This is a genomic window from Asticcacaulis sp. AC402 (assembly GCF_000495835.1).
In the GTDB taxonomy this organism is placed as follows: Bacteria; Pseudomonadota; Alphaproteobacteria; order Caulobacterales; family Caulobacteraceae; genus Asticcacaulis.
The window spans coordinates 1-22,661 of the sequence record NZ_AWGC01000012.1; the positions used below are offsets into that span (position 1 = coordinate 1).

Genomic DNA, 22,661 nt, shown 5'->3' on the forward strand with positions numbered 1-22,661 from the left:
GCCTCATTAAGAATGACGCTTGGTATTCGCTTTTTTTCAGCTCAAGCGCCGCATGGCTCCTCGCAAAAGCTCGGGCGCGCGGTCGCGCTTGCCAACCCACGATGAGCCAAGATTTTCGCGGGTTGGTATTAAACCCCGATCCGTGGACACAGGTGGCTGACGATGCACAGCTCGCACTTGGGTTTTCGGGCGATACAGACATAGCGCCCATGCAGGATCAGCCAGTGATGGGCACGGGTCAACCACTTTTTTGGAATGACCTGCATCAGTTGTTGCTCAACCTTGTCTGGCGTCTTGTCGGCGGCATCCACCAGGCCCAGTCGATGCGAGACGCGAAAAACATGGGTGTCGACGGCGATGGCGGGCTGAATGTCCAGTTCGTTGAGCACCACACTGGCCGTCTTGTTGCCGACACCCGGCAGCGCCACCAGTTCGTCGCGGGTCAAAGGGATTTCGCCGCCATATTGCTCGATCAGGATCTGGCTGAGCCGAATGACATTGCGTGCCTTGCCACGAAAGAAGTTCAGCGAGGCCAGCATCGGGGTCAACCCGTCTTCACCCAGGGCAACCATGGCGGCCGGATTGTCGGCGACCTTGAACAGGGGCTCGGTGGCTTTGTTGACCGCCTTGTCGGTGGTCTGGGCGGACAGCGCCACCGCAACGACCAGGGTGTAGGGATTGACGAAATCGAGTTCCGTGCGCGGGTCGGGTTTGTCGGCTTCGAAACGCTCGAACAGGGCGGAAATCAGGGCTGGATCGGGTGCGGCCATCTGGGGTGATTAGCGGAGTTCGCCGACGTGCGGAACCGATGTTTTTTAAGATTTTTGACCACGAACAACACGAACAGACACGAACGAGAAACACCGTCACACACCAGGACTGAAAACCTCGGAGCGCCGTTTGCGTTCGTCAATACGCTTGTTCGTGTCTGTTCGTGTGGTTCGTGGTCAATTCTTAAGCCCTACGTTCTCAACCGCTCCAGCAATTGAATTTTCTCGCCGCGCAGATCCCCCTCCACCCACGGCGTAAACCCGACCTTGGTCGCCAACCGGAACGACGCCGCATTGTCTGGCGCGATCATGCAGGTCGTCCGCGCCAGCTTCAGATCCTCATCGGCATGGCGCAGGGCTTCCGTCACGGCTTCAAAAGCGTAACCCTGACCCTGAAAAGCCGGGTCCAGTCCCCAACCGACCTCCAGATCGCCCAAGACAGGCACCAAATCGCGGCGATAGTCGAAAATCCCGACCGATCCGATGAAGGCTGAATCGTCCCGGCGGCGGATGGACCAGTTGCCGACGCCCAGGGCCTGCCAATGGCCGATATCCCGCAACAGCCGCAGCCACACTGTCTCCGGAGTCATGGCCGGCAGTCCTATCTGGCCGGTAAAGGCCGGATCGCGCCATAGCCGGCACAGATGGTCGAAATCCGCCACCGTCATCGGCGTCAGGCGCAGCCGCGCCGTTGTCAGCTCCGTCATGCCTGGATCAGTTCCGGGGCGCTTTCGTCGGCCATGACCTGCTCCCATTTCAGCCACTTCTGCGTGATGGCGGCATTGAGGTCGATGCCTTCGGACCGCGCCATCAGCAGCACCATGCAGACGACATCGGCCAACTCCATCGCCACATCATGGCGGGCACCGTCGACGCTGCGGCGCGACCGGCCGGTCATAGCCAGGTAGGCCTGGGTCAGCTCGCCCATCTCTTCCTGGACCTTGATCAGGTGCCAGTCGCCGCTACGGTCGACATCATAGACTCTCTGATAACGGTCGGAAATGGCCTTCAGCCGGTCGACAAAGGCTTCGAGTTCGGGCAGGGGCAAGGACATGGGAATACCGTTCACGGGATGTTCTCACCTCATTTACGCACGATTCCCCGATGCGGCAAGCCTAGTTCGAATGTAGCCGAACGCCGAACTGTGCGGCTTCGCTGCGCGCCGCCGCATCGGCATCGGGCACATAGGCCGTGGTCTGCAGAAAAGCGTGGATCAGGGTGCCGTACCGGATATGGGTGGCGTCAAGTTTGCACTCGGCCCCGGCCGAAAAACTCGCCGCAAAGGCGGCTTGGGAGTCCTTCAGCGGATCGAACCCTGCCGATACGACACGGACGCTAGGCAGACCGCACAGATCGGCCTGCATGGGAGACGTATCGGCGGCCGTGGTAGCGACACTGGCGGGATAGGCTTGGTCAGCCAGGTACTTCAGATTGTCGGCATCCAGGCCGTAGCCGGCGCCCAGGTCCTTCATAGACGGATAGTCGTTCACCCGATCTACCCCGGGATAGAAGAGCAGCAGGCCATCTGGCATCGGCTTTTTCGCTTCGCGAGCCCGCAAAGCCGTGGCGATGGCCAGGGTACCGCCGGCGCTGTCACCGGCCAGGCCGATCCGACCGCCGCTCAGCCCCCCCCGGTTGGCCAGCACCCAGTCATAGGCGTCTTCGGCATCGTTCCAGGCCGCGGGATAGGGGTGTTCAGGCGCCAGGCGATAGCCGACCGAAACGACCACGGCCTTTGATTCAAACGCCATCATCCGCAGCGACGGATCGAAGGCATCCAGGCCGCCGAACATGAAGCCGCCGCCGTGGTAATAGACGATAACCGGTGCATCCGTGGGCAGGCCGTCAGGGCGATAGATGCGAATGGGAATAGCCGTTCCGTCGCGACCAGGTACTGTGCGGTCCTCGGTCGCCATCTGCGGTCCTGGGGCAGTGCGCAGCGCCCAGTAACGGTCCAGCGCCGTCCGCGTTGCGGCGCGGCCCTGCGGCGTGGCATAGCTGTTGCGAAGATAGGCCTGAACTGCCGGCGTCGAGGCCGGGCGCGTAACGTTTTCCAGCACCCACTGCAGGCGGGCGTCCAACGCAACGCCATCGGAGACCTCGCGCGGCCCCTTGAGATTGGCGAGAAACCAGGCTTCCGGCTGTTTCAATGCCTCTATTTGCGCCTGTTCCGCCGGTGTGGCGACGATCGGTTCGGCCCATACAGGCGTAACCAGGGCGGGGGTCGCGAGGATCAGTGCGGCGATGGCGATAGTGCGGATCATGGTTACCTGCCCTGTTGTGATTTTTACCGACCCTAACCCGGTCAGCCGGAAATTTCAACGCTTGTTGTAAACACAGGCGCACCTTATGACGAACCCATGACCGCCATCCTGTTCGTCTGCCTTGGCAATATCTGTCGATCGCCCCTGGCCGAAGGCGTGCTGCGCCACAAGGTCCGCCAAAAGCAACTCGACCACTGTTTCGAGATCGACTCGGCCGGCTGTGGTGGCTGGCACGCCGGCGAGGCGCCCGACCACCGCTCCATAGCCGTTGCCGCCCGCTTCGGGATGGACATTTCCGGCCAGTGCGCCCGCCAGGTGAAGCCGCACGATTTCGACCACTACGACGTGATCCTGGGCCTGGACCGCGACAATGTCCGCCACCTGACGAAGGTGCAGCCGCGCGGCTCGAAAGCCCGCGTGGCCCTCTATCTCGAGGAGGCCCTGGGCCTGAACAAGGACGTCCCCGATCCCTACTACGGCGGCGCGCGCGACTTCGAGGCCGTTTACCGGTTGTGTGACGAGGCCAGCGACGCTTTGCTGGCGAAACTGACGTAATTTGGTGGCATCCGAAACGGTTTTGTTGCAGGGTGCTACCCCACAAAGTTGCTTATGAGACCTGATATGCTGGAACGCCTCGCCCCCACCATCGAAGACATGGTCGGCCAACACATCCAACTGGCCAATGCCCTGTCCAAGGACCACCCGCCCAAGCATGTCAGCCTTGCCCTGTCGGCGGCGGCGGCCAATTACGCCGTTTACCTTTCAGCCAAGGTCAGCGAGGATCAGGCCCAGTTCGAAGCCATGCGCCAACAGCATATCGACTAATTCAGCACCGAATTCCGCGGGCTGATGGAAAAATTCTTCGACGACTACGTCACCCATTTCGACGCCGTCCGCGCTCGCCGACAGGTTTGATGTGACAGACTGGAACAATTATGTAGTCTGATGCTATGGGTGCGATTGATACCAAAGAAAGCATCGCATGTCCCAGCATATCGACCCCGGCTTCGAGGCCCGTTTCAAGAGCTTTATCAACACGGCCAATGGCTACCTGGCCACGACGCCGCCGATCAATATCAGCGTATCGCTGAACGAAGCGGCAGCGCGTTATCATGCATGGGTATGGGCCAAGATGGCGCCATCCGAGGCCGGGTACGCCGCCAAGAAGGCCGAGGCCACCGACTATTTTGTCGACCAATGCCGCAAGATGTTCGAGGCGCACTTCGACGACTATGTTCGCAATTACGACAAGAACTTCCCGAAGGATGAGACTAAAGCCTGATTACAGGATATACCGGCTAAGATCGGCGTCCGTGGCGATGTCACCCAGGCGGCGCTTGACGTAATCCGCGTCGATCAGCACGGTCTGGCCCGCCATGTCGGACGCGGTGTAGGACAGCTCCTCCATCACCTTTTCGATGACCGTGTGCAGCCGCCGAGCGCCGATGTTTTCGACCTTGGCATTGACCGTCGCTGCAGCCGCGGCCATTTCGGCAATGGCGCCGTCATCGAATTCCAAAGTCACGCCCTCGGTCTTCATCAGCGCTTGGTTTTGCTTGATCAGATTGGCTTCCGGCTCGCTTAAGATTCGGCGGAAATCGTCCTGGGTCAGGGCCTTCAGCTCCACCCGGATCGGCAAGCGGCCCTGCAGTTCCGGCAACAGGTCCGACGGCTTGGCGACGTGGAAAGCGCCCGAGGCGATGAACAGGATATGGTCGGTCTTGACCGGCCCATACTTGGTCGACACCGTCGTGCCTTCGATCAGCGGCAGCAGGTCGCGCTGGACACCTTCACGCGACACATCGGCGCCACCGCGTTCCGACCGCGACGCCACCTTGTCGATTTCATCCAGGAAGACGATGCCTTCGTTCTCAGCCAGGCTCAACGCCTCCGAAGCCACCGCCTCCTGGTCCAGCAGCTTGTCGGATTCTTCCGAGATCAGGGTCGGCCAGGCCGATTTAACCGTCGTCTTGACCGTCTTCTTGCGCCCGCCCATGGCCTTGGACAACATGTCGCCGAGATTGAAATTGTTGCCCGCCTGGCCGGGGATCTCGATCATGCCGATCGGCGACCCGGTTTCAGTCAGTTGCAACTCGACCTCCTTGTCGTCCAGTTCGTTGTTGCGCAGCTTCTTACGGAAGCTGTCGCGCGTCGCCTGGCCGGATGTGTTGCCGACCAGGGCGTCGATCAGCCGCTCTTCGGCGGCGGCCTCGGCCCTGGCGCGGACGCCGGCGCGGTTCTTATCCTTGATCATCAGCATGGCGGCCTCGACCAGATCGCGGACAATCTGGTCGACATCGCGGCCGACATAGCCGACCTCGGTGAACTTGGTTGCCTCGACCTTGATGAAGGGCGCCTGGGCCAGCTTGGCCAGGCGGCGGGCAATCTCGGTCTTTCCGACGCCGGTGGGCCCGATCATCAGGATGTTCTTGGGCGTGATCTCGTCGCGGATCGAGGCATCAGTAGCCTTGCGGCGCCAGCGGTTGCGCAGCGCGACGGCAACGGCCTTCTTGGCGTCGTTGTGGCCGATGATGTGGCGGTCGAGTTCGGAGACGATTTCACGAGGAGAAAATGTGGTCATGATGTCAGTCGGTCTGTGGGCGTTCTGGGCGAAGCGCGTTTGGGTCTTCGGGTTTAAAAAGGGGTTGTCCACAGATAAGCCAGATAAGCCAGATGGATAGCGTATCCCGCGTCAAATCCGGGCCGAGTCTCGGGCCTGGTTTATCGACGCGCGTTGCGCTTCAGGCGAACCGCTGAATAGAGCGCAGGCTGTGCGGAAAGGCTCCGCCCATCCGGCTTATCTGGCTTATCTGTGGACAACCCTTTCCTCGGTTTCAGTCGTATCAGCGGGTGCAGGCCATCAGCAGGCTGCAGCCCCATTGCGGATGATGGCCCTCTCCATATGGGATGAAACCTGCCTTTTCATAGGCCCGGATCGCCCTTCCATTCGAGGGATGCGGATCGGTGACGACGACGACCGCGCCTTCGTCGAACAACTCGGCCACCCGTTGCCGGATAAAGGCCGAGCCGTGTCCCTTGCCCACCATGTCGGGAACACCGATAAACTGGTCGATGCCGCGGGCCGGCGCGGGGCGGTCTTCGAAATGGTGCCCTGGATAGAGGTGCGGGTCGTAGTCCTGCATATAGGCGAAGGGTTCGCCTTCGTGCAGGACCAGCCACATGCGAAAATCCGGCTCGTCGAAATCCTCCGGGCCAATCGGCTCGGACGGGCCATCGGCCTCCACCCACCACTGCGCCACGTGCGGCGCCGCGATCCAGCCATTGACCAGGTCGAGGTCGTCCGGAGTCAGGCGGCGGAAAACATAGTGCTCTAGGAGCGAAGCGTTAGCACGACCTAGACTCACGCCCGTCCTTCCAACCTCAAGATTTGCGCCCGCATGTCTTTCGAACAGATTTCCGACTTTTCAGCAAATCCATTGTCGGGGCCGATCACCTTGGCGACGATGGCAGCCGCCTTCATCTGCTGGACATTGCCGGCACCGCTATAGGCCCATAGTTTCCATCGCGGCGTCATGTAGGCCCTGTACATCCAGGCCAGCGGCCAGCCGGACACGGCGACCGCCATCGACATAAAGGTGAACAGCGGCGGCAGCAAGCCCGATGGCACCAGGATCAGCGCCTGCCCCCAGGCGGCGAACATGATGCAGGTCGCCGGCAGGTGAACCGTCATCTTGGCCTTCGCTATGGCCTGGTCGATGGTCACGCGCCCGGTCACGACAGGGTCTCGATGGTCAGGTGGTCGTTGGTGTAGACGCAGATGCTCGCGGCGACCTTCATCGCCTTGCGCGCAATGACCTCGGCGTCCGGTTCGTATTCGATCAGGGCGCGCGCCGCCGACAGGGCATAGACCCCGCCCGAGCCGATGGCGGCAACGCCGTCCTCGGGCTCCAGGACATCACCGACCCCGGTCAGGGTCAGGATATGGTCGCGGTCGGCGACCAGCAGCATGGCTTCAAGTCGGCGCAGATAGCGATCGGTACGCCAGTCCTTGGCCAGGTCGACGCAGGCGCGTGCCAACTGGTCCGGGAACAGCTCCAGCTTGGCTTCCAGCCGCTCCAGCAGGGCGAAGGCATCGGCCGTGGCGCCGGCAAAGCCGGTCAGCACCTTGCCGCCAGCGAGGGTACGGACCTTGCGCGCACCGCCCTTGACGATGGTAGCCCCCATGGACACCTGGCCGTCGCCGGCGATAACGGTCTTGCCGTTTTGGCGCACGGCGACGATGGTCGTGCCGTGCCAGTTGGGGAAGTTGGAGTCGGAAAGGTTAGAGTTTGGCATGCCCGCTTACTTGGCGGTTTTGCCGTCCGGTTGCAAGGTGTGACGGTCAGAGACTGTTTTGAAAATTCGTCAGGCTGAGCCGAAAAGGCTTGGTTTCGAGAACCGGAGCGCCGCTTACACCAAGCCTCATAAAGAATGACGCTTGGTATTCGCATTTTTTCAGCTCAAGCGCCGGACTAGGCGCCCCCCATGGCTCCTCGCATAAGCTCGGGCGCCCCAGAAACGTACACTGGCGCGCTTGCCAGTCCGCGATGAGTCAAGGTCATCGCGGGCTGGTATTACTCAAGTACGTGAGCACCGGAAGCGCAGAAAACGGCCCTTTGCAGGCCAACCTGACGGATTTGCAAACAGTCTCAGCGTTGGGGTGAAAAAACCCGCTTTAGATCGTCGGCAATCGGCAATAGCGCCATCACGGCCAAAAGCACCGCCAACGGCAGAACGGCGACGAAGCCGATCCAGTTGAAGGCCGCCGCGCCCGCCAGCCCGCCAATGACGAAACCGGCCAGCAACAGCAACAGACGACGCAATTTGACCGCACTGAATCGCGTGTCGGTATGGCTGGCCTTGCCAAACAGTAACCGGCCGGTTTCGATACCAAGGTCTGTGATGACGCCGGTCATATGGGTGGTGCGGATCTCGGAGTGGGAAATCTTGGTGATCAGACCGTTCTGCATCCCCATAATCAGGCACAGCAATGCGATCAGGGCGTAAAGCCCGCCCAGACCGGCACCGAGACCGGCGGCGGCCAGGACACCGAAGACCACCAGTAACAAAGCTTCTGTCATCAGCGGCAGGGCGAACTCGCTGGCCAATTTCTTAAGCCGTGCCCAGTTGATCAGTACCGCCGACAGAACAGACCCGGCGAAAAAGGCAATAACGTGCGGAATGATGGCAACGGCCGTCCGCCATTGGTTGACGACGATCAGGTCGGTGATCGAGGCCACCATGCCGGTCATATGAGACGTATAGGCGCCGACGGCGAGGAACCCGCCAGCATTGATCGCGCCGGCGACAAAAGCCAGGACCACGCCCAGGCGGGTGTCGGCCTGTTCGGTGCGGTGCAGGGCGATCAGCTGGCGAAGGGCGGTCTTCATAATCATCGTCCCTGGAAGCCGCCAGTGTCCGCCGCTATGGTAAACAAATTGAAAACGGCGTTACTCTATGCACTCACCGGAGCTTTCCAGGACAGGTGGCGCGCAGTTGCGCCGGCAGTTCGTCCAGGGTGACGGTCTGGTCGCGAGCGAACAGGGCGTCCCACAGGGCCGGATATTGCGTCTTCTGGCCCCACCAGAACCACGCGCCGTTCATCTCGTGCAACGGCCGCCACAGGATGACGAGTCCTTGCGCCTCCCAGCGTTTGAAGACGACGGCTATGGCGTCGATATCGGCATTCATCAGATCGTTTTCGCGCGTTCCCGGCCTCAGCATTCGGCATGAGCCACCGGCGCGAGGGAGAGAAGCAACGCGATGATAGCTGCCAGAATGAATTTCATGTGACCTCTCCGAATACTTATTTCGTTTTTTCTGATTAGCCGCCAACATTCGGCTGTCGTCAAGCGGTCGCGAGACGACTATAGGAAGGCGATGCTCTCTGACGACGAAATCGACCGCTATGCCCGCCACCTGGTGCTGAAGGAAATCGGCGGCCAGGGCCAGATGAAACTCAAGGCCGCCAAGGTGGCGCTGGTCGGCATGGGCGGGATTGGCTCGCCGGCAGCGCTATATCTGGCGGCCGCCGGAATCGGGACCTTGGGCCTGATCGATGACGATACGGTCAGCCTGAACAATCTGCAGCGCCAGGTTTTGTATAGCACCGGCGAGATCGGCGCGTCCAAGGCCGGTACAGCCCAGGCGCGGCTTGCGCAGATCAATCCGCATTGCGATTGCCGTGTCCACGCGGTGCGCCTGGACGAGGCCAATGCCGCCGCGGTCTTGCGCGGGTACGACATCGTGCTCGACGGCTGCGATAACTTCCCGACACGGTTGCTGGTCAACCAGGTGTGTCACGACCTAAACAAGCCGTTGGTTTCGGCGGCGATCGGGCGTTGGAGCGGCCAATTGGCCGTGTTCAAAGGTCGTCCCTGCTATCGGTGCCTGGTGCCGGATCTGCCGCCTGACGCCGAGACATGTGAGCGGGTCGGTGTCGTCGGCGCTTTGGCGGGCGTCCTGGGAACCCTGGCGGCGTTGGAGACGGTCAAGCTGATCACAGGCGCGGGCGAGAATCTGGCCGGGCGGCTGATGATCTTCGACGGGCTGACCCTGCAAAGCCGGATTGTCGGTCTCGCGGCCGATCCGCAATGTCGCGTCTGCAGCCGGTGACTTGATTCTGATCAAGGACGGGCTCGCCAATGAGATCCATGATGCGACGTTCACATGGAGCGTCGGATGAAAGCCTTTTTATTCCTTGGCACGGTTCTGCTGTTTGCCCCTGCTGTTCAGGCGAAGACACCGCCTCCTCCCGGGCCAGACATCCAGGCGGGAAGCGCCCTCTATTTCAAGGCCTGCAGCCTGTGCCACGACGACAGCGCTCACATGCTGCTCGACACCGGGCCACCCCTGTTCGGCGTGGTCGGCCGGCGTGTCGGCTCGGTCGAAGGCTTCACCTATTCACCGGCCCTGCAGAAAGGCTATCGGAAAGGACATCGCTGGTCGGAAAAACGGCTCGACAAATTCCTGGCGGGTCCCCAGCACGTCTATGGTGGTACGGACATGCCAATGATGTTCAATGATCCGAAGGTCCGGCAGAACCTGATTGGTTACCTGAAAGGTCTCAAGGCCGAATAGACGACAGCCACAATCTGTGGCATGGGTGGTTTCAAGCGCAAGCATCTGCGCATCGACAGGCGATGAGACGTTCAGGCCAAACCTGACGAGTTCCGCATGCCCACATCTGCCACCCCAGCCAAAACGACGCTCGATAAAACCCAGTTGGACCAGGCCAAACTGGACAAGGCCAAACTGGAAAAGGCCAAACTGGACAAGGCCAAACTGGACAAAGATGGCGCCGATGCTCTCTATCCCGCCGTCAAACATACGGTGATCGAGGACATCTACGCCTTTGCCATTGGATGTTCGTTCGTGGTGCTGGGCGTAGTTTTCCTGAAATCAGTCGGGCTGGTAACGGGTGGCGTCGCCGGTATCGCCCTCCTCGTCTCCTATCTCGTGCCCCTGCCGGTCGGCGTGCTGTTTATGCTGATCAACATCCCGTTCGTCCTGTTTGCCTGGCCGGCCATGGGGAAGCGCTTCATGATCAAGACCGTCATCGTCAACCTGGCCATCATGGGCCTGGCGACCTTGGCACCGTTCATGTTCACCCTGTCGGGTGTCAATCCCGTCTTCGCGGCCCTGTTCGGCGGCACCATCATCGGCATGGGCATACTGGCCTTGGCGCGGCACAGCGCCGGCGCCGGCGGCACCGGCGTGCTGGCGCTTTACCTTCAGAAGACTCGCGGCATCAATGCCGGCAAGACGCAGATGCTGTGCGACGCCCTGATCCTGTCAGCCTCGATCCTGGTACTGAACTGGCAGCAGGCCGGACTGTCCCTGTTATCGGCCGCCGCCATGAGCGGGGTCATGCTCGGTTTCCACCGGCCGGAACGCTACATCGGCCGTTAGAGCGCAATCCGATAAAGTGGCCGCCGCCGCACGGGCGTTCCTGTTTTCGGAAAAAGTGCGCGAAAAAATTTAGAGCGGGTTGTGTTCAGATGGAAACGTTTGGCAGAACACAATCCGCTTATTTCTTCTTATCGGCGCCGCCGTTCGAGATAATGGCCTGGGCGAACGCGTTCAGGTCGATATATTTGACCAGGTCGCTGGACCCGGACTGGACAGCAGGATCGCCCATCAGTTCCGTCATGGCCAGTTCGCCCAGTGACTTGAACGCCTGGCCGAAACCATCCGAGCTTTCAGCCCTGAGCGCTTCTGCCGATTCCGCCGCGCAATCCACGGCCATCAGCCGGGTAAAGACGTCGCCGGCGGCCCGATTGACTTTTTCGTACTTCGCGTCGGTCATCGCCGACAGGTCGGAGACACTGGGGTGACGGGCGATGACGCCGAATATCCAGCGGGCCAGGTTGGCGCGGTCGGTCTTGGTGCTCTTCTGGATCAGGCACCGCGACAGGGCCTCGCTGGCCGGGCCAGCGTGCGAGGGTGCAGCCAGCGGCAAGGTAAGAGCGACGGCCATGGCCACGGTCAAGGCGGTGGTCGAAATTTTCATGATGATCCCCAATTCCCTTATTGCTCTCATGGTACATTGCGGAAATGCCTTGTCAATTGGACTTTGCGGCGGGTTTGAGGTATAGGCTCGCCTCTTCCTCATAAGTCTGTTTTTCGAAAGCCGCATCTCTTGGCCCATACGCTCGACCTGTCGCCCAAGCCCGCGACCCAGCCTGCCCTGGTCAATATCACAGGCCTGACCCGTGATGGCCTGCTGCACGTCCTGCTCGACAGCGGCGTGGTCGAGGAACGTAAAGCCAAAATGCGGATGCAACAGATCTGGCGTTGGATTCACCATTACGGCGTCACCGATTTCGACCTGATGACCGACATCGCCAAGGAACAGCGCGCTCTGTTCACAGATCGCTTTACGCTGGCCCGGCCTGAGATCGTCGAGCGTCAGATTTCGCGCGATGGTACGCGCAAGTATCTTATCCGCATGGGACCGGGCATCGAGGTCGAAAGTGTCTACATTCCGGGCGTCGGCCGCGCCGGAGCGCTCTGCGTCTCCAGCCAGGTCGGATGTACGCTGAACTGCACCTTTTGCCACACTGGCACGCAAAAGCTGGTGCGCAACCTGACGGCGGCGGAAATCGTCGCCCAGGTCCAGGTGGCCCGCGACGACCTCGGTGAATGGCCGTCGCCCAAGGAAGACCGCCAGCTGTCGAACATCGTCTTCATGGGGATGGGCGAGCCGCTGTACAATCTCGACCATGTCTGCGATGCCATCGACGTCATCTCCGACAACGAAGGCATAGCCCTGTCGCGTCGCCGCATCACCGTCTCGACCTCCGGCGTGGTGCCGGAGCTGGAAGCACTGGGCAGCCGGACGGCTGCCATGCTGGCCATTTCGCTGCACGCCACCCATGACGCGCTGCGCGACGAGATCGTGCCGCTGAACAAGAAGTACAATATCGAGGCCCTGATGGCCGGAGTCCGCGCCTACCCTGGCTTGTCGAACGCGCGCCGCGTCACCTTCGAGTATGTCATGCTGAAAGGCGTCAATGACAGCCCGGCCGAGGCCCGCGCCCTGGTCAAGCTGCTGAAGGGGATTCCGGCCAAGATCAACCTGATCCCCTTCAATCCGTGGCCGGGCACCGACTACCAGTGCTCGGACTGGACGACGATCGAGACCTTCGCCGCCATCCTCAACAAGGCAGGTTATGCCTCGCCGATCCGCACCCCGCGCGGCCGCGATATCCTGGCGGCCTGCGGTCAGCTCAAGTCAGAGAGCGAAAAGAAACGCGCCTCGACGATCCGCCGCGAAGCGCGTGATGCGTCAAACGAGGACAACGGCCACGGCGAAAGCCTGCCGTTTGCCCATCTCGCGGCGGGCATGGTCGACTAGGCTGGGCCGGTTTGGGCCTTGCGTCTTATGGCCTTTTTGGTTGCAACAGAAATATTGTCCACAGCGGTTTATTGTTGGACTTGATCTTGCAGGGACAATCCCTCATGAATGAGCCGCCCAAGGCTGCGGGCATGTATGTAGTATTTTAGTAGGCACAGTGCTTACGGAAAAGTGAAAACGCTTTTCCTGGATTGCTTAGGGGACCGCATGACATCCGACTCCTTTAATCTCGACTTTCTATCGCCGGAGATCCTGCGGCCCGAAATCCAGGCCTTTAGCGAAGGTTTCCCAACGACCCTGGCACATGCCGGCATTACCTTGTTGCTGCTTTTTCTTGGCGCCTTCATCTATTCCATCCTGACGCCCTATAAGGAGATTCAGCAGATCCGCGAGGGCAATTCGGCCGCAGCGGTGGCTTATGGCGGGGTCGTTATCGGCCTGGCCATTCCGCTGGCCGCCTCTCTGGCGGCTGCGACCTCCTGGCGTGAAATCCTGCTGTGGGGCGGTGCCACGATCGTCCTGCAGCTCTTTGTCTTCCGCCTGGTCGACTTTCTGCTGGCAGGGCTTCCCAATCGCATCAACGATGGCGAGAGTTCTGCCGCGGTGCTGCTGGTGGCTGCCAAGTTGGCTGCCGCCCTGATCCTCGCCGCCGCCATTTCCAGCTAATCGCCATGAAGGCCGACTGGCTCCTCTATGCAGCGGCGATTGCGATCCTGGTGATCGTTCCTGGCGCCTGGCACGAAAATTCCGCCCTGCCGGAAGCGCCGCCGCCGCCAGGTGTCGGTGAGATGTCGTTGTTCGCCACCTTTACCCCCTTCTCTGCCGGTTCGATCATTAACCTGCCGACGGATGATCAAAGGGTAATGACCGGGACGGCCTTCGCCATTGCCGCGTCGGGCGAGTGGATCATGGCCCGCGAAAGCATCGCCGGCTGCCCCCACCCCTTCCTGAATATTGGCGGCAATCTTGGTGTTCCCTTCACCGTGCGCGACGTCAAGAGCGTCGATGGCTACGTTATCGGCGTCACCCAAGGCGCTGGACGCGCCCTCTCGCTCGCCGATCCGTCCACAATCGAGGCTGGTGTCCGTGGTTTTATGCCAGGCTATCCCTCCGATCTGCCTGGCGAGGCGACCGCGCGCTACATCGGCACCGTGACCCTGAAACGCGCCAAACGCGGCGACCAACCGGAAACCGTCATGGCCTGGGCCCGAGCCGGAAAGACCAATGGTATTCGCGGCGATCTTAACAAGCTGGCCGGCGGACCGGTGCTTGACGACAATAGCCGGGTGATCGGCATTACCATTAAAGAAAAGCCGCGCCGCGGCCGCATCTATAGCTCGACGCCGCAGACCCTGGCGAAAGTGGCGAGCACCGCGGCGATCAAGCCCGACTTCGACAACGAGGCCGTCATCACCAAGGCCAATTACGGTATCGTCTCGGATACTTTACGGCGTGAATATCGCGTTGCGCAGGTGGGCTGTATCAAGTCGTAGAATTTTTGGAACCACGGGTGGACACGGATAAACACAGATAATCCGTGTTTATCCGTGCCAATCCGTGGTTCCCTCCCTCTTATACCAATCCACGATGACCTTGACTCATCGTGGATTGGCAAGGGCGACTGCCCGCCCGAGCTTACGCGAGGAGCCATGCGGCGCTTGAGCTGAAAAAATGCGAATACCAAGCGTCATTCTTTATGAGGCTTGGTATTACTGTCAGAAACCGGCGAATCCGGTGATATTCAGCGGCCATGACGCCGCTCGATCCCCTGCACCTGACCGCACTGGCCACCGCCGACCCGAAACTAAAACCGCTCACCGAGCGCTTCGGCCATATCCAGTATCGCCTGCGCGAAAGGGGCTTTGCGGCCCTGCTCGGGCTCATCGTCGAGCAGCAACTGTCGGTCAAGGCCGCCGACACCATACTGGCGCGTCTGCACGCCGGTCTCGGTCAGGTCAGCCCGCAAGCCGTGCTCAGCCACGATGACGACCTGATGCGCAGCTACGGCCTCTCGCGCCCCAAGATCAAATATGCCCGCGCTCTGGCCGAAGCCATCCACACCGGCACTTTCGATACAGGCAGCCTGAAAGACCTCGATGTTGATGCCGCGGCCGACAAGCTGCTGGCCCTGAAAGGCATCGGCCGCTGGACCGCCGAGGTCTATCTGATGTTCTCGGAAGGCCGGCTGGACCTGTTCCCGGTCGGAGATGTCGCCCTGCGCGAAGCCGTCGCCTGGCTCGACAAACTCGAAGCCCGACCGGACGAAACATACTGCTCTGAACGGGCCAGGGCCTGGTCGCCCTACCGGTCAATCGCCGCCCACCTGTTGTGGGCGTGGTATGGCGCCGTCAAGCGCGGAGACATGGGCCGTGATCTATAGCTTCACCGGCAAGCTGTGGCGCTGGAAAGGCGGGGCACCGGCGTCGTGGGTCTTCGTCACCCTGCCCGGCGATGTTGCTTTCGAGATCAAGTGCCAGATCCAGGACCGCCGTGCCTGGGGATCAGTCGGCGTCGAAGCGCGTATCGGGGCCACCGCCTGGCAAACCTCCCTGTTTCCCGAAAAGGCGTCCGGCAGCTATCTCCTGCCGGTCAAGGCAGCGGTACGCAAGGCGGAGGGGCTGAACGATGAAGACGAAGCCACAATCGAACTCAAGGTGAAATCATGATCAGAATTCTGGGCCGGCAATCGTCGTTGAATGTGCGCAAGGTGTTGTGGGCCTGCGATGAACTGAACCTCGATTTTGAACGCGAAGACTATGGCGTCGGTTTCCGGTCGGTCGATACGCCGGACTTCCTGGCGCTGAATCCGAACGGCCAGATCCCGGTGGTGTTCGACGGCGACCTGGTGCTGTGGGAATCCAACGCCATTATCCGCTACCTGGCCAACTGTCACGGTCACCACCTTTATCCGGCAGAGCCGGTTGCGCGGGCGCGGGTCGATCAGTGGCTTGACTGGCAGGCGACCGATCTCAACGCCGCCTGGGTCTACGGCTTTCTGGCGTTGGCGCGGCGCACGCCCGGCTATGACGACCCCGCCCGCATTACCGCCTCGGTGGCGGCGTGGAACCGGGTGATGACCATCCTCGACGGCCAGTTGGCGAAGGCGGGTGGTTATGTTTCAGGGCCGGAGTTCCGCCTGGCCGATATCGCCATTGGCCTCTCGGTCCATCGCTGGGTGGCGACACCGTTGGACCATGCCGACCTGCCGCGGGTGCGTGACTATTACGAACGCCTGCGTGAACGCCCGGCCTTTGTGCCCTATGCCTCGTCCGAGACACCCTGAACCACGGTCAAGGCATCGCCGAGTTGCACCTCGCCGTCCTCCAGAACCCGCGCCGTGATACCGCCATGGCCGCGCACCGCATTGTAACCGCCTGGGCCGAAAATGGTCTCCATGCGTGAGCACGGATGGCAATCCCCCGTCATCTCAAGACGTGCGGAACCCAGGAAAAATTGCCGGCCTTTCAAGGCCAGCAGATTAATCCCTGACACGACGACATTGCGGCGAAGCAGGTCCGGTGTCACCTCATTCCGGCCCAGGAAGGCGGCGATGGCGGTCAGGTGCTCGGCCTGGATCAGGGTGATATCGCGGGCGCCGCTGCGGCCCATGTAATGGTCGCCCTCCAGGCCCTTGCCGCGTATCATCCGGGCATGGTCGACCGACGTCATCGCCAAGAGGTGATCGGGGCGGAGGCCAATCCAGGTGACCGTGCCCGGCCGGGCCGGCGCTGTCATCAGCTTGGCAAGGGGGGATTTGGGATTGAGCATAGGCAAAGCCGGTAAGTTGATCTCCCGGCCTTAGCCTGTTTCGCCTTGGGGGGCCAGAGCGTGTTCCGATCAGATTGCTTCAGACAGGCACTCTGGTTTTTTGTTTTTACGCGCTTTCTGATCCAAAAAATGCGTCACACTTTTTGGAAGGCGCTTAGCCGACCTTGCCGATGGTATTGTCTGGTTTGACCTCGACGTCCGGAGTCAGGGCGTGGTCATTGGCGTCCTTGGGGGCGTCGAACCTGTGGTCCTTGTCCGGAGGGAAGTATTCCTTGTCCTCGCCGGCCTGGTTCAGTTCGTGGGCCGAGAACACCGTCTTGCCCTCGTAGGTGACAAAGTCGACGGCGTTGGCTTCCGAAGGATCGGCATTCAGGTTATCGCCGTCGTACGGTGCCTGGGTAACGCCGCCGGCGTCGTCGGCGATGACCTCAGCGGCATTTTCCTGGACCTCAGTCGCATAGGTCGGATCGCCGGCGGCGGAGGCGTCACGTGCCGTGCCGCCCTGGACGGACAGATTGCCCGTCAAGCCGGCCGTGGCGGCAAAAGCGCTGCCACTCTGGAACGGGTTCATGCCGCCCAGGTTCTGGTCCTGCTCGGCGGCCGACTGGCTCTGGCCGGCGTTCTCGCCGAACAAATCCGGGGCATTACCGGTGGAAGTCTGGAAGTTGCGATCGTCGCTCGGCTTGTCCATGACGGTCCTCCTGAGGGGTGTTTAGCCCGTCAGTATAGGCGCATGGACATAAGGGCGGAGGCGGCATTGCGCCCTTACTCCATAAGGGAAAAATAAGCTTAGTTCAGCCCCTTGGCGCCCTCGATCAGGTCCGCCACCACCGACGGATCGGCCAGGGTCGAGATATCGCCCAGGTTCGACACATCCCCCTCGGCGATCTTGCGCAGAATGCGGCGCATGATCTTCCCCGACCGCGTCTTGGGCAAGCCCGGCGCGAACTGGATGACGTCCGGCGAGGCGATCGGTCCAATCTCGCGGCGCACCCAGTTGCGCAGCTCGACCTTCAACGCGTCCGTGCCTTCAATTCCCTGTTTCAGGGTGACGTAGCACCAGATTCCCTGGCCCTTGATATCGTGCGGGTAGCCGACGACCGCGGCCTCGGTAACATCGCTGTGGGCAACCAGGGCACTTTCGACCTCGGCCGTGCCGAGCCTGTGGCCCGAGACGTTCAGAACGTCATCGACCCGGCCGGTGATCCAGTAATAGCCGTCCTCGTCGCGGCGGCAACCGTCACCGGTGAAATACATGCCGGGATAGGTCGAGAAGTAGGTTTCCAGGAAACGGGCATGGTCACCGAAAACGGTGCGCATCTGCCCCGGCCATGAGTCGGTCAGGCACAGGTTGCCCTCGGTGGCACCGTCCAGCACCTTGCCCTCGGCATCGACCAGGCAGGGCTGGACACCCGGCAGGGGCTGGGTCGCGGAGCCTGGTTTCAGCGGCGTGGCACCCGGTACCGGAGAAATCAGAATGCCGCCGGTTTCGGTCTGCCACCAGGTGTCGACGATGGGGCAGCGGCTGTCGCCGACCACCCTGTGGTACCACAGCCAGGCTTCGGGATTGATCGGCTCGCCGACCGAACCCAGCAAACGCAAGCTTGCGCGCGACGATGCTTTCACCGGCACCTCGCCGTCGCGCATCAGGGCGCGAATGGCCGTCGGGGCGGTGTAGAAGATGTTGACCTGGTGCTTGTCGATCACCTGCCAGAAACGGCTGACGGTCGGATAGTTGGGCACGCCCTCGAACATCAGGGTGGTGCCGCCATTGGCCAGAGGCCCGTACAGCACATACGAATGGCCGGTCACCCAGCCGATATCGGCCGTGCACCAGTAGACGTCGCCATCCTGGTAGTCGAACACGGTCTTGTGGGTATAGGCCGCCCAGGCGAGGTAGCCGGCCGTGGTGTGCAGCACCCCCTTGGGTTTGCCGGTGGAGCCCGAGGTATAGAGGATGAACAAGGGATCTTCGGCACTCATCGGCTCGGGCGGGCAGTCAGCCGACATGGCTTCCAGCGCCTTGGGAACGCTGATGTCACGGCCGCTATGGGTCAGATAGTGGGCAGCCGTATGTTCGACCACCAGGACATGCCGGACCTTGGGGCATTGCAGCAGGGCGAGATCGACATTGGCCTTTAGCGGGATGGTCTTGCCGCCGCGCAAACCCTCATTGGCGGTGACAACGATGTCCGACTGGCAATCGAGAATCCGGCCGGCGATGCTGTCGGGCGAAAAACCGCCGAAGACGACCGAGTGAACCGCGCCGATACGGCTGCAGGCCAGCATGAAGTAGGCAGCTTCCGGCACCATCGGCATGTAGATGGTGACGCGGTCGCCCTTCTTGACACCGTGGGCCTTGAGCAGGTTGGCGCGTTTATTAACCGCTTCGGACAGCTGGGCATAGGTGATGTGTTCGGAAACGCCGGGATCGTCGCCTTCGAAGATGATGGCGGTCTGGTCGGCGCGGGTACGCAGGTGACGGTCGATGCAGTTGGCCGAAACGTTGAGGACACCGTCGTGGAACCAGCGGATGCGGAAGTCCGAGCGGTTGAACGACACGTCCTTGACCTGACTGTACGCCTTAATCCAGTCGAGGGCATCGCCTAAGGATCGCCAGTAATGTTCGGGGTCGGCGGCGAAGCCATCATGCTGAGCTTTCAGGCCGCTGGCGGTCAGGGTGCCAGGACGGATGAAGTCGCCGGGAACGCGGAAAAAATGATCTGGCATGGCGGCAGTTTCCTCTGCATTTTCTCGTTCTGGCCCCTTTGCGACCCAAAAGAACCAACGGGATTTTTCGTTGCCCGGACCTTAGGGAAACGCGAATCCGAAGTCCATAAGACCAATGCGAAAAAGATGGCGCCCCCGCAATAAACGTCTTAAGACGTCGCAGTTTGCGACAGGAGTTCAAGACATGCTGCTGGCTTTTTCCACCTGGCCCGAGATCGATGCGCGCCTGAAGTCGTCGCGCACCGTCATCATCCCGATCGGCTCCAATGAGCAGCATGGCCCGATGGGGTTGCTGGGTACAGACTGGCTGTGTCCGGAAATCATCGCCCATGCCGCCGAAAAGGAGGGCGACCTTCTGATCGCGCCGACTTTCAATATCGGTATGGCCCAGCATCACCTCGGCTTTTCCGGTACGATTTCCCTGCGGCCATCGACCTTCATGGCGGCGATTTCCGACTGGGTGAACTCGCTGGCGCGACATGGCTTCGACCGCATCTATTTCCTCAATGGCCACGGCGGCAATGTCGCCACCATAGAGGCGGCCTTTTCCGAGATCTATTCGGACTATTCTTACTCTGCAGAAGCCTGCCCCTTCATCCTGAAGCTGCGCAACTGGTGGGACCTTCCCGGCATTGCACGCCTTTGCGCCAGGATTTACCCGACCGGCCACGGCACCCATGCCACCCCATCAGAGATCGCCGTGACCTTTGCCGCCTATCCCGACCGGGTGAAATCGCACCTGATGGAGCCGCAAATCGCGCCCAGCGGCCCGATCCGCGACGCGCTGGATTACCGGGCGCGGTTCCCCGACGGCCGCATCGGCTCGGACTCATCCCTGGCTACCGTCGAAGACGGCCGCGCGATCATCGCCGCCTCGGTCACCGGGCTGATTGAAGATATCGCCAAGTTCGACGCGGACTAGAGCGGGATGAGTTTTGATGGAATCAAAACCCCGCTCTAACTTTTTGTTTTGTCGCGCAATTTTTCCGAAAAGTGGCGTCCACTTTATCGGATTGCGCTCTAGCAGCCTGTCGGATTGGGCGTCACGCTTCTACATAAGCTATTGATTTTATAGACATTTAAATTCAAGGCCGAAACTACGATCTTGAATTAAATCAACGACTTAAGTTTTCAATCCGACAGACTGCTAACGTTCCACTGCCAGAGCGGTGGCAAAGAGCCTCGACAGGCGCTCGGCGAAAGCACGCGGATTCGCCGGCTTGTCGCCGTCGAGAATTCTGGCTTCGTCGAGCAACAACCACGCGGCATCCTCCCTCGCCGCTCCCTCTGACCGACCGGAGATCTGTTTTACCAACTCGCTCTGGGCGTTGATCTCCAGCACGGGCTTGGAAGCCGTTTGCAACCGGCCGGCACTTTTCAGGATCTTCTCAAGTTGCCGGTCTGGTCCGTTTTCGGGGGCCACCAGACAAACAGCGCTCTGAGTCAGGCGTGAGGAGATGCGTACATCTGCAACCTCATCCTTCAGGGCTTCGCGGGCAAACGCGACAAATTCGGCAACAGCTTCCGACGTTTCAGGCTTTTCATCCGTGGAGGCATCTTCGCCCGCGACGGCATCCAGATCCGCCAATCCCTGGGTTACGGAGTCCAAAGCCTTTCCCTCGAAGGTCTGTCCGGTCGGCGCCCAGAAGCTGTCCACGACGTCGGTCAGCAACAGGACCTCAATGCCCTTGGCGCGAAAGCCTTCCAGTTGCGGCGAGGCCTGCAACTGGTCGAGGTTTGTGCCCGTAATGTAGTAGATAGCCGTCTGGCCCGGCTTCATGTCCTTGACGTAATCGGCCAGGCTGCGCATGCCATCGCCCGACGCCGTCGTGCGGAAACGCGCCAGCTTCAACAGCTGCTCGCGCCGTTCGTGGTCGTCGTAAATCCCTTCCTTAAGAACGGCGCCGAAGAGGCCCCACACCTTGTCAAAGGCTTCAGGATCGGAGTCCGCCAAGGTCTCAATTGCCGTCAAAATTCGGCCCGTCACGCCTTTTCGAATGGCGGTGAGGACAGGGCTCTGCTGGATCATTTCACGTGAAATGTTGAGCGGCAAGTCAGAGGTGTCGACGACGCCACGCACGAAACGCAGGTAACGCGGCAACAGCTCGGCGTCGTCGGTGATGAACACCCGCTTCACATAGAGCTTCATTCGGCCGGCACGGTCGGCATCGAAGAGGTCAAACGGTTGAGACCCCGGCACAAAGGCCAGCGTCGTATACTCATGCCTGCCTTCGGCGCGGAAATGCACGTTCATCAGCGGATCGTCGTACTGTCCTGAGATGCCGCGGTAGAAATCGGCATAGTCCTCTTTGGATATTTCGCTCTTGGGCCGGGTCCACAGCGCCACGCCATCGGCAACGCTGACAGGGTCAGCGCCGTCTTTCTCGATCAGCTTGATCGGCACGGGAACGTGACCGGACTGGTCGCGGATAATCTTTTCGACGGTCCACTTGCTGGTATAGGTCCTTGCATCCTCGTTGAGGTGCAAAACAACGCGCGTACCGCGTGTCAGACCTTCGGTTTCGGGGGCCTGGGCAATCGTATAACTGCCCTGTCCGTCCGAAGACCACAGCCAGGCTTCGGCCTGTCCAGCGCGGCGCGATACGACGTCGACCCGGTCCGCCACCATAAAGGACGAATAAAAGCCGACGCCAAACTGGCCGATCAACTCCGCCTTATCGCCCGCCTTGGCGGCTTCGATACGCTCCAGGAACAGCCGGGTTCCCGACCTTGCAATCGTCCCAAGCGCATCGATCATGTCCTCGCGACTCATGCCGATGCCGTTATCGTCGACGATCAGAGTCCGCGCCTCTTCGTTCAGCGAAATCAGGATACGCGCGGGCTCACCGTCGCTGACGAGTCCGCCATTCGATATCGACTCGTAGCGAAGTTTCTCACAGGCATCCGCCGCATTTGAAATCAGTTCACGCAGGAAGACATTTTTGTCGGAATACACCGAATGCACCATCATATGCAGAAGGCGACTGACGTCAGCTTCAAATGCATGCTGTTCGGATTTGGAAGCGTCTACGGTCGTTGTCATGGCATGCCTCGCTAGAGCGGGATGCGTTTTGATCGAATCAAAACCCCACCCTAAGTTTTTGTTTTGTCACGCAATTTTTCCGCAAAGTGCTGCACACCTTATCGGATTGCGCTCTGAATTTAGACCCGACGCATCAGATATTTTCGACACGCGAGAATTTCAAGGGCACAAACATGTTTTGGTGAGTGTTGTACAAAAGCATTTGAACACGCTTCGCAATGAACACT

28 protein-coding genes are annotated in these 22,661 nt (G+C 60.8%); 13 read left to right on the forward strand and 15 right to left on the reverse strand.

From position 1 onward, the window contains the following. Window positions 1-128 precede the first annotated feature (128 nt). The 4 genes from nth to ABAC402_RS26380 form a co-directional block, all read right to left on the reverse strand. Entirely contained in the window at window positions 129-770 is a 642-nt protein-coding gene (gene nth / locus ABAC402_RS26365) for an endonuclease III (RefSeq protein WP_023448695.1), read from the reverse strand. A 191-nt stretch (window positions 771-961) separates the two neighbouring features. After that, complete coding sequence (locus tag ABAC402_RS26370; protein ID WP_023448696.1) at window positions 962-1,477, reverse strand: GNAT family N-acetyltransferase; 516 nt, start codon at window positions 1,475-1,477, stop codon at window positions 962-964. Further along, a complete protein-coding gene (locus tag ABAC402_RS26375; RefSeq protein WP_023448697.1) occupies window positions 1,474-1,824 on the reverse strand; it encodes a phosphoribosyl-ATP pyrophosphohydrolase in 351 nt (116 codons plus the stop codon). Before ABAC402_RS26375 ends, ABAC402_RS26370 begins: the two co-directional genes overlap by 4 nt. 61 nt (window positions 1,825-1,885) lie before the next feature. Beyond that, window positions 1,886-3,034, reverse strand: coding sequence for an alpha/beta hydrolase (locus tag ABAC402_RS26380; protein ID WP_023448698.1), 1,149 nt, complete (start codon window positions 3,032-3,034; stop codon window positions 1,886-1,888). Between the two features lie 96 nt (window positions 3,035-3,130). Between ABAC402_RS26380 and ABAC402_RS26385 the strand changes: the two genes are divergently transcribed. From ABAC402_RS26385 to ABAC402_RS0119910, 3 genes are all read left to right on the forward strand, one after another. Then, on the forward strand, window positions 3,131-3,589 hold the full coding sequence (locus tag ABAC402_RS26385; protein WP_023448699.1) for a low molecular weight protein-tyrosine-phosphatase: 459 nt from the start codon (window positions 3,131-3,133) through the stop codon (window positions 3,587-3,589). 66 nt (window positions 3,590-3,655) lie between these two features. Next, window positions 3,656-3,859, forward strand: a complete 204-nt coding sequence (locus tag ABAC402_RS26390) for a DUF3144 domain-containing protein (protein WP_023448700.1) — start codon at window positions 3,656-3,658, stop codon at window positions 3,857-3,859. A gap of 157 nt (window positions 3,860-4,016) precedes the next feature. Next, complete coding sequence (locus ABAC402_RS0119910; protein ID WP_023448701.1) at window positions 4,017-4,316, forward strand: DUF3144 domain-containing protein; 300 nt, start codon at window positions 4,017-4,019, stop codon at window positions 4,314-4,316. Here ABAC402_RS0119910 and hslU read toward each other — a convergent pair whose 3' ends face one another. The 6 genes from hslU to ABAC402_RS26420 form a co-directional block, all read right to left on the reverse strand. Next, on the reverse strand, window positions 4,317-5,615 hold the full coding sequence (gene hslU, locus ABAC402_RS26395; RefSeq protein WP_031235312.1) for an ATP-dependent protease ATPase subunit HslU: 1,299 nt from the start codon (window positions 5,613-5,615) through the stop codon (window positions 4,317-4,319). Between the two features lie 262 nt (window positions 5,616-5,877). After that, a complete protein-coding gene (locus ABAC402_RS26400; RefSeq protein ID WP_023448703.1) occupies window positions 5,878-6,399 on the reverse strand; it encodes a GNAT family N-acetyltransferase in 522 nt (173 codons plus the stop codon). Next, a complete protein-coding gene (locus ABAC402_RS26405) occupies window positions 6,396-6,770 on the reverse strand; it encodes a hypothetical protein (RefSeq protein ID WP_023448704.1) in 375 nt (124 codons plus the stop codon). Before ABAC402_RS26405 ends, ABAC402_RS26400 begins: the two co-directional genes overlap by 4 nt. Continuing rightward, window positions 6,767-7,330, reverse strand: coding sequence for an ATP-dependent protease subunit HslV (gene hslV / locus ABAC402_RS26410; RefSeq protein ID WP_023448705.1), 564 nt, complete (start codon window positions 7,328-7,330; stop codon window positions 6,767-6,769). The genes ABAC402_RS26405 and hslV overlap by 4 nt, the downstream gene beginning before the upstream one ends. 353 nt (window positions 7,331-7,683) lie before the next feature. Continuing rightward, on the reverse strand, window positions 7,684-8,424 hold the full coding sequence (locus ABAC402_RS26415) for a YoaK family protein (protein ID WP_040409845.1): 741 nt from the start codon (window positions 8,422-8,424) through the stop codon (window positions 7,684-7,686). A gap of 73 nt (window positions 8,425-8,497) precedes the next feature. Further along, window positions 8,498-8,758, reverse strand: a complete 261-nt coding sequence (locus ABAC402_RS26420) for a glycosyl hydrolase (protein WP_023448707.1) — start codon at window positions 8,756-8,758, stop codon at window positions 8,498-8,500. A gap of 156 nt (window positions 8,759-8,914) precedes the next feature. Between ABAC402_RS26420 and ABAC402_RS26425 the strand changes: the two genes are divergently transcribed. The 3 genes from ABAC402_RS26425 (at window position 8,915) to ABAC402_RS26430 (ending at window position 10,945) form a co-directional block, all read left to right on the forward strand. Continuing rightward, window positions 8,915-9,649 (forward strand): HesA/MoeB/ThiF family protein, encoded by a 735-nt coding sequence (locus ABAC402_RS26425; protein WP_023448708.1) that lies wholly within the window; start codon window positions 8,915-8,917, stop codon window positions 9,647-9,649. A gap of 66 nt (window positions 9,650-9,715) precedes the next feature. After that, on the forward strand, window positions 9,716-10,114 hold the full coding sequence (locus ABAC402_RS39160; protein ID WP_023448709.1) for a cytochrome c family protein: 399 nt from the start codon (window positions 9,716-9,718) through the stop codon (window positions 10,112-10,114). Window positions 10,115-10,210: 96 nt separating this feature from the next. Continuing rightward, the gene (locus ABAC402_RS26430; RefSeq protein ID WP_023448710.1) at window positions 10,211-10,945 is read left to right on the forward strand and encodes a YitT family protein; all 735 of its coding nucleotides are present in this window, start codon (window positions 10,211-10,213) and stop codon (window positions 10,943-10,945) included. Window positions 10,946-11,063: 118 nt separating this feature from the next. Here the strand turns inward: ABAC402_RS26430 and ABAC402_RS26435 are convergent, their stop codons facing one another. After that, a complete protein-coding gene (locus ABAC402_RS26435; protein ID WP_023448711.1) occupies window positions 11,064-11,546 on the reverse strand; it encodes a hypothetical protein in 483 nt (160 codons plus the stop codon). 129 nt (window positions 11,547-11,675) lie between these two features. Here ABAC402_RS26435 and rlmN point away from each other — a divergent pair, with 129 nt between their 5' ends. From rlmN to ABAC402_RS26465, 6 genes are all read left to right on the forward strand, one after another. Then, complete coding sequence (gene rlmN / locus ABAC402_RS26440) at window positions 11,676-12,893, forward strand: 23S rRNA (adenine(2503)-C(2))-methyltransferase RlmN (protein WP_023448712.1); 1,218 nt, start codon at window positions 11,676-11,678, stop codon at window positions 12,891-12,893. A 207-nt stretch (window positions 12,894-13,100) separates the two neighbouring features. Next, window positions 13,101-13,559, forward strand: coding sequence for a DUF350 domain-containing protein (locus tag ABAC402_RS26445; protein WP_023448713.1), 459 nt, complete (start codon window positions 13,101-13,103; stop codon window positions 13,557-13,559). Window positions 13,560-13,564: 5 nt separating this feature from the next. Next, window positions 13,565-14,386: a hypothetical protein gene (locus ABAC402_RS26450; RefSeq protein WP_023448714.1), complete on the forward strand. Its 822-nt coding sequence runs from the start codon at window positions 13,565-13,567 to the stop codon at window positions 14,384-14,386. Between the two features lie 257 nt (window positions 14,387-14,643). After that, window positions 14,644-15,273 carry a DNA-3-methyladenine glycosylase gene (locus ABAC402_RS26455; protein WP_023448715.1) on the forward strand — a complete coding sequence of 210 codons (630 nt, stop codon included), beginning with the start codon at window positions 14,644-14,646 and terminating at the stop codon, window positions 15,271-15,273. Beyond that, window positions 15,263-15,559: a DUF1905 domain-containing protein gene (locus ABAC402_RS26460; RefSeq protein WP_023448716.1), complete on the forward strand. Its 297-nt coding sequence runs from the start codon at window positions 15,263-15,265 to the stop codon at window positions 15,557-15,559. Before ABAC402_RS26455 ends, ABAC402_RS26460 begins: the two co-directional genes overlap by 11 nt. After that, window positions 15,556-16,176 carry a glutathione S-transferase family protein gene (locus tag ABAC402_RS26465; protein WP_023448717.1) on the forward strand — a complete coding sequence of 207 codons (621 nt, stop codon included), beginning with the start codon at window positions 15,556-15,558 and terminating at the stop codon, window positions 16,174-16,176. Before ABAC402_RS26460 ends, ABAC402_RS26465 begins: the two co-directional genes overlap by 4 nt. Here the strand turns inward: ABAC402_RS26465 and ABAC402_RS26470 are convergent. The 3 genes from ABAC402_RS26470 to acs all read right to left on the reverse strand — a co-directional run bounded on the left by ABAC402_RS26470 (window position 16,152) and on the right by acs (window position 19,391). Further along, entirely contained in the window at window positions 16,152-16,661 is a 510-nt protein-coding gene (locus ABAC402_RS26470) for an MOSC domain-containing protein (RefSeq protein ID WP_023448718.1), read from the reverse strand. The genes ABAC402_RS26465 and ABAC402_RS26470 overlap by 25 nt on opposite strands. A gap of 154 nt (window positions 16,662-16,815) precedes the next feature. Then, complete coding sequence (locus ABAC402_RS26475; protein ID WP_023448719.1) at window positions 16,816-17,352, reverse strand: hypothetical protein; 537 nt, start codon at window positions 17,350-17,352, stop codon at window positions 16,816-16,818. Between the two features lie 98 nt (window positions 17,353-17,450). Next, on the reverse strand, window positions 17,451-19,391 hold the full coding sequence (acs, locus tag ABAC402_RS26480) for an acetate--CoA ligase (RefSeq protein ID WP_023448720.1): 1,941 nt from the start codon (window positions 19,389-19,391) through the stop codon (window positions 17,451-17,453). A gap of 184 nt (window positions 19,392-19,575) precedes the next feature. Between acs and ABAC402_RS26485 the strand changes: the two genes are divergently transcribed. Then, window positions 19,576-20,313 carry a creatininase family protein gene (locus ABAC402_RS26485; RefSeq protein ID WP_023448721.1) on the forward strand — a complete coding sequence of 246 codons (738 nt, stop codon included), beginning with the start codon at window positions 19,576-19,578 and terminating at the stop codon, window positions 20,311-20,313. 225 nt (window positions 20,314-20,538) lie between these two features. On the opposite strand, the gene htpG is transcribed toward ABAC402_RS26485, so the two are convergent. Beyond that, window positions 20,539-22,434 carry a molecular chaperone HtpG gene (htpG, locus tag ABAC402_RS26490; RefSeq protein ID WP_023448722.1) on the reverse strand — a complete coding sequence of 632 codons (1,896 nt, stop codon included), beginning with the start codon at window positions 22,432-22,434 and terminating at the stop codon, window positions 20,539-20,541. Between the last annotated feature and the right edge of the window lie 227 nt (window positions 22,435-22,661).

What these genes read in the sequence shown, in the direction of transcription:
- nth (WP_023448695.1), bottom strand. Translation starts at nt 770, where the DNA reads ATGGCCGCACCCGATCCAGCCCTGATTTCCGCCCTGTTCGAGCGTTTC.
- ABAC402_RS26370 (WP_023448696.1), bottom strand. Translation starts at nt 1,477, where the DNA reads ATGACGGAGCTGACAACGGCGCGGCTGCGCCTGACGCCGATGACGGTG.
- ABAC402_RS26375 (WP_023448697.1), bottom strand. Translation starts at nt 1,824, where the DNA reads ATGTCCTTGCCCCTGCCCGAACTCGAAGCCTTTGTCGACCGGCTGAAG.
- ABAC402_RS26380 (WP_023448698.1), bottom strand. Translation starts at nt 3,034, where the DNA reads ATGATCCGCACTATCGCCATCGCCGCACTGATCCTCGCGACCCCCGCC.
- ABAC402_RS26385 (WP_023448699.1), top strand. Translation starts at nt 3,131, where the DNA reads ATGACCGCCATCCTGTTCGTCTGCCTTGGCAATATCTGTCGATCGCCC.
- ABAC402_RS26390 (WP_023448700.1), top strand. Translation starts at nt 3,656, where the DNA reads ATGCTGGAACGCCTCGCCCCCACCATCGAAGACATGGTCGGCCAACAC.
- ABAC402_RS0119910 (WP_023448701.1), top strand. Translation starts at nt 4,017, where the DNA reads ATGTCCCAGCATATCGACCCCGGCTTCGAGGCCCGTTTCAAGAGCTTT.
- hslU (WP_031235312.1), bottom strand. Translation starts at nt 5,615, where the DNA reads ATGACCACATTTTCTCCTCGTGAAATCGTCTCCGAACTCGACCGCCAC.
- hslV (WP_023448705.1), bottom strand. Translation starts at nt 7,330, where the DNA reads ATGCCAAACTCTAACCTTTCCGACTCCAACTTCCCCAACTGGCACGGC.
- ABAC402_RS26415 (WP_040409845.1), bottom strand. Translation starts at nt 8,424, where the DNA reads ATGAAGACCGCCCTTCGCCAGCTGATCGCCCTGCACCGCACCGAACAG.
- ABAC402_RS26420 (WP_023448707.1), bottom strand. Translation starts at nt 8,758, where the DNA reads ATGCTGAGGCCGGGAACGCGCGAAAACGATCTGATGAATGCCGATATC.
- ABAC402_RS26425 (WP_023448708.1), top strand. Translation starts at nt 8,915, where the DNA reads ATGCTCTCTGACGACGAAATCGACCGCTATGCCCGCCACCTGGTGCTG.
- ABAC402_RS39160 (WP_023448709.1), top strand. Translation starts at nt 9,716, where the DNA reads ATGAAAGCCTTTTTATTCCTTGGCACGGTTCTGCTGTTTGCCCCTGCT.
- ABAC402_RS26430 (WP_023448710.1), top strand. Translation starts at nt 10,211, where the DNA reads ATGCCCACATCTGCCACCCCAGCCAAAACGACGCTCGATAAAACCCAG.
- ABAC402_RS26435 (WP_023448711.1), bottom strand. Translation starts at nt 11,546, where the DNA reads ATGAAAATTTCGACCACCGCCTTGACCGTGGCCATGGCCGTCGCTCTT.
- ABAC402_RS26445 (WP_023448713.1), top strand. Translation starts at nt 13,101, where the DNA reads ATGACATCCGACTCCTTTAATCTCGACTTTCTATCGCCGGAGATCCTG.
- ABAC402_RS26450 (WP_023448714.1), top strand. Translation starts at nt 13,565, where the DNA reads ATGAAGGCCGACTGGCTCCTCTATGCAGCGGCGATTGCGATCCTGGTG.
- ABAC402_RS26455 (WP_023448715.1), top strand. Translation starts at nt 14,644, where the DNA reads ATGACGCCGCTCGATCCCCTGCACCTGACCGCACTGGCCACCGCCGAC.
- ABAC402_RS26465 (WP_023448717.1), top strand. Translation starts at nt 15,556, where the DNA reads ATGATCAGAATTCTGGGCCGGCAATCGTCGTTGAATGTGCGCAAGGTG.
- ABAC402_RS26470 (WP_023448718.1), bottom strand. Translation starts at nt 16,661, where the DNA reads ATGCTCAATCCCAAATCCCCCCTTGCCAAGCTGATGACAGCGCCGGCC.
- ABAC402_RS26475 (WP_023448719.1), bottom strand. Translation starts at nt 17,352, where the DNA reads ATGGACAAGCCGAGCGACGATCGCAACTTCCAGACTTCCACCGGTAAT.
- acs (WP_023448720.1), bottom strand. Translation starts at nt 19,391, where the DNA reads ATGCCAGATCATTTTTTCCGCGTTCCCGGCGACTTCATCCGTCCTGGC.
- ABAC402_RS26485 (WP_023448721.1), top strand. Translation starts at nt 19,576, where the DNA reads ATGCTGCTGGCTTTTTCCACCTGGCCCGAGATCGATGCGCGCCTGAAG.
- htpG (WP_023448722.1), bottom strand. Translation starts at nt 22,434, where the DNA reads ATGACAACGACCGTAGACGCTTCCAAATCCGAACAGCATGCATTTGAA.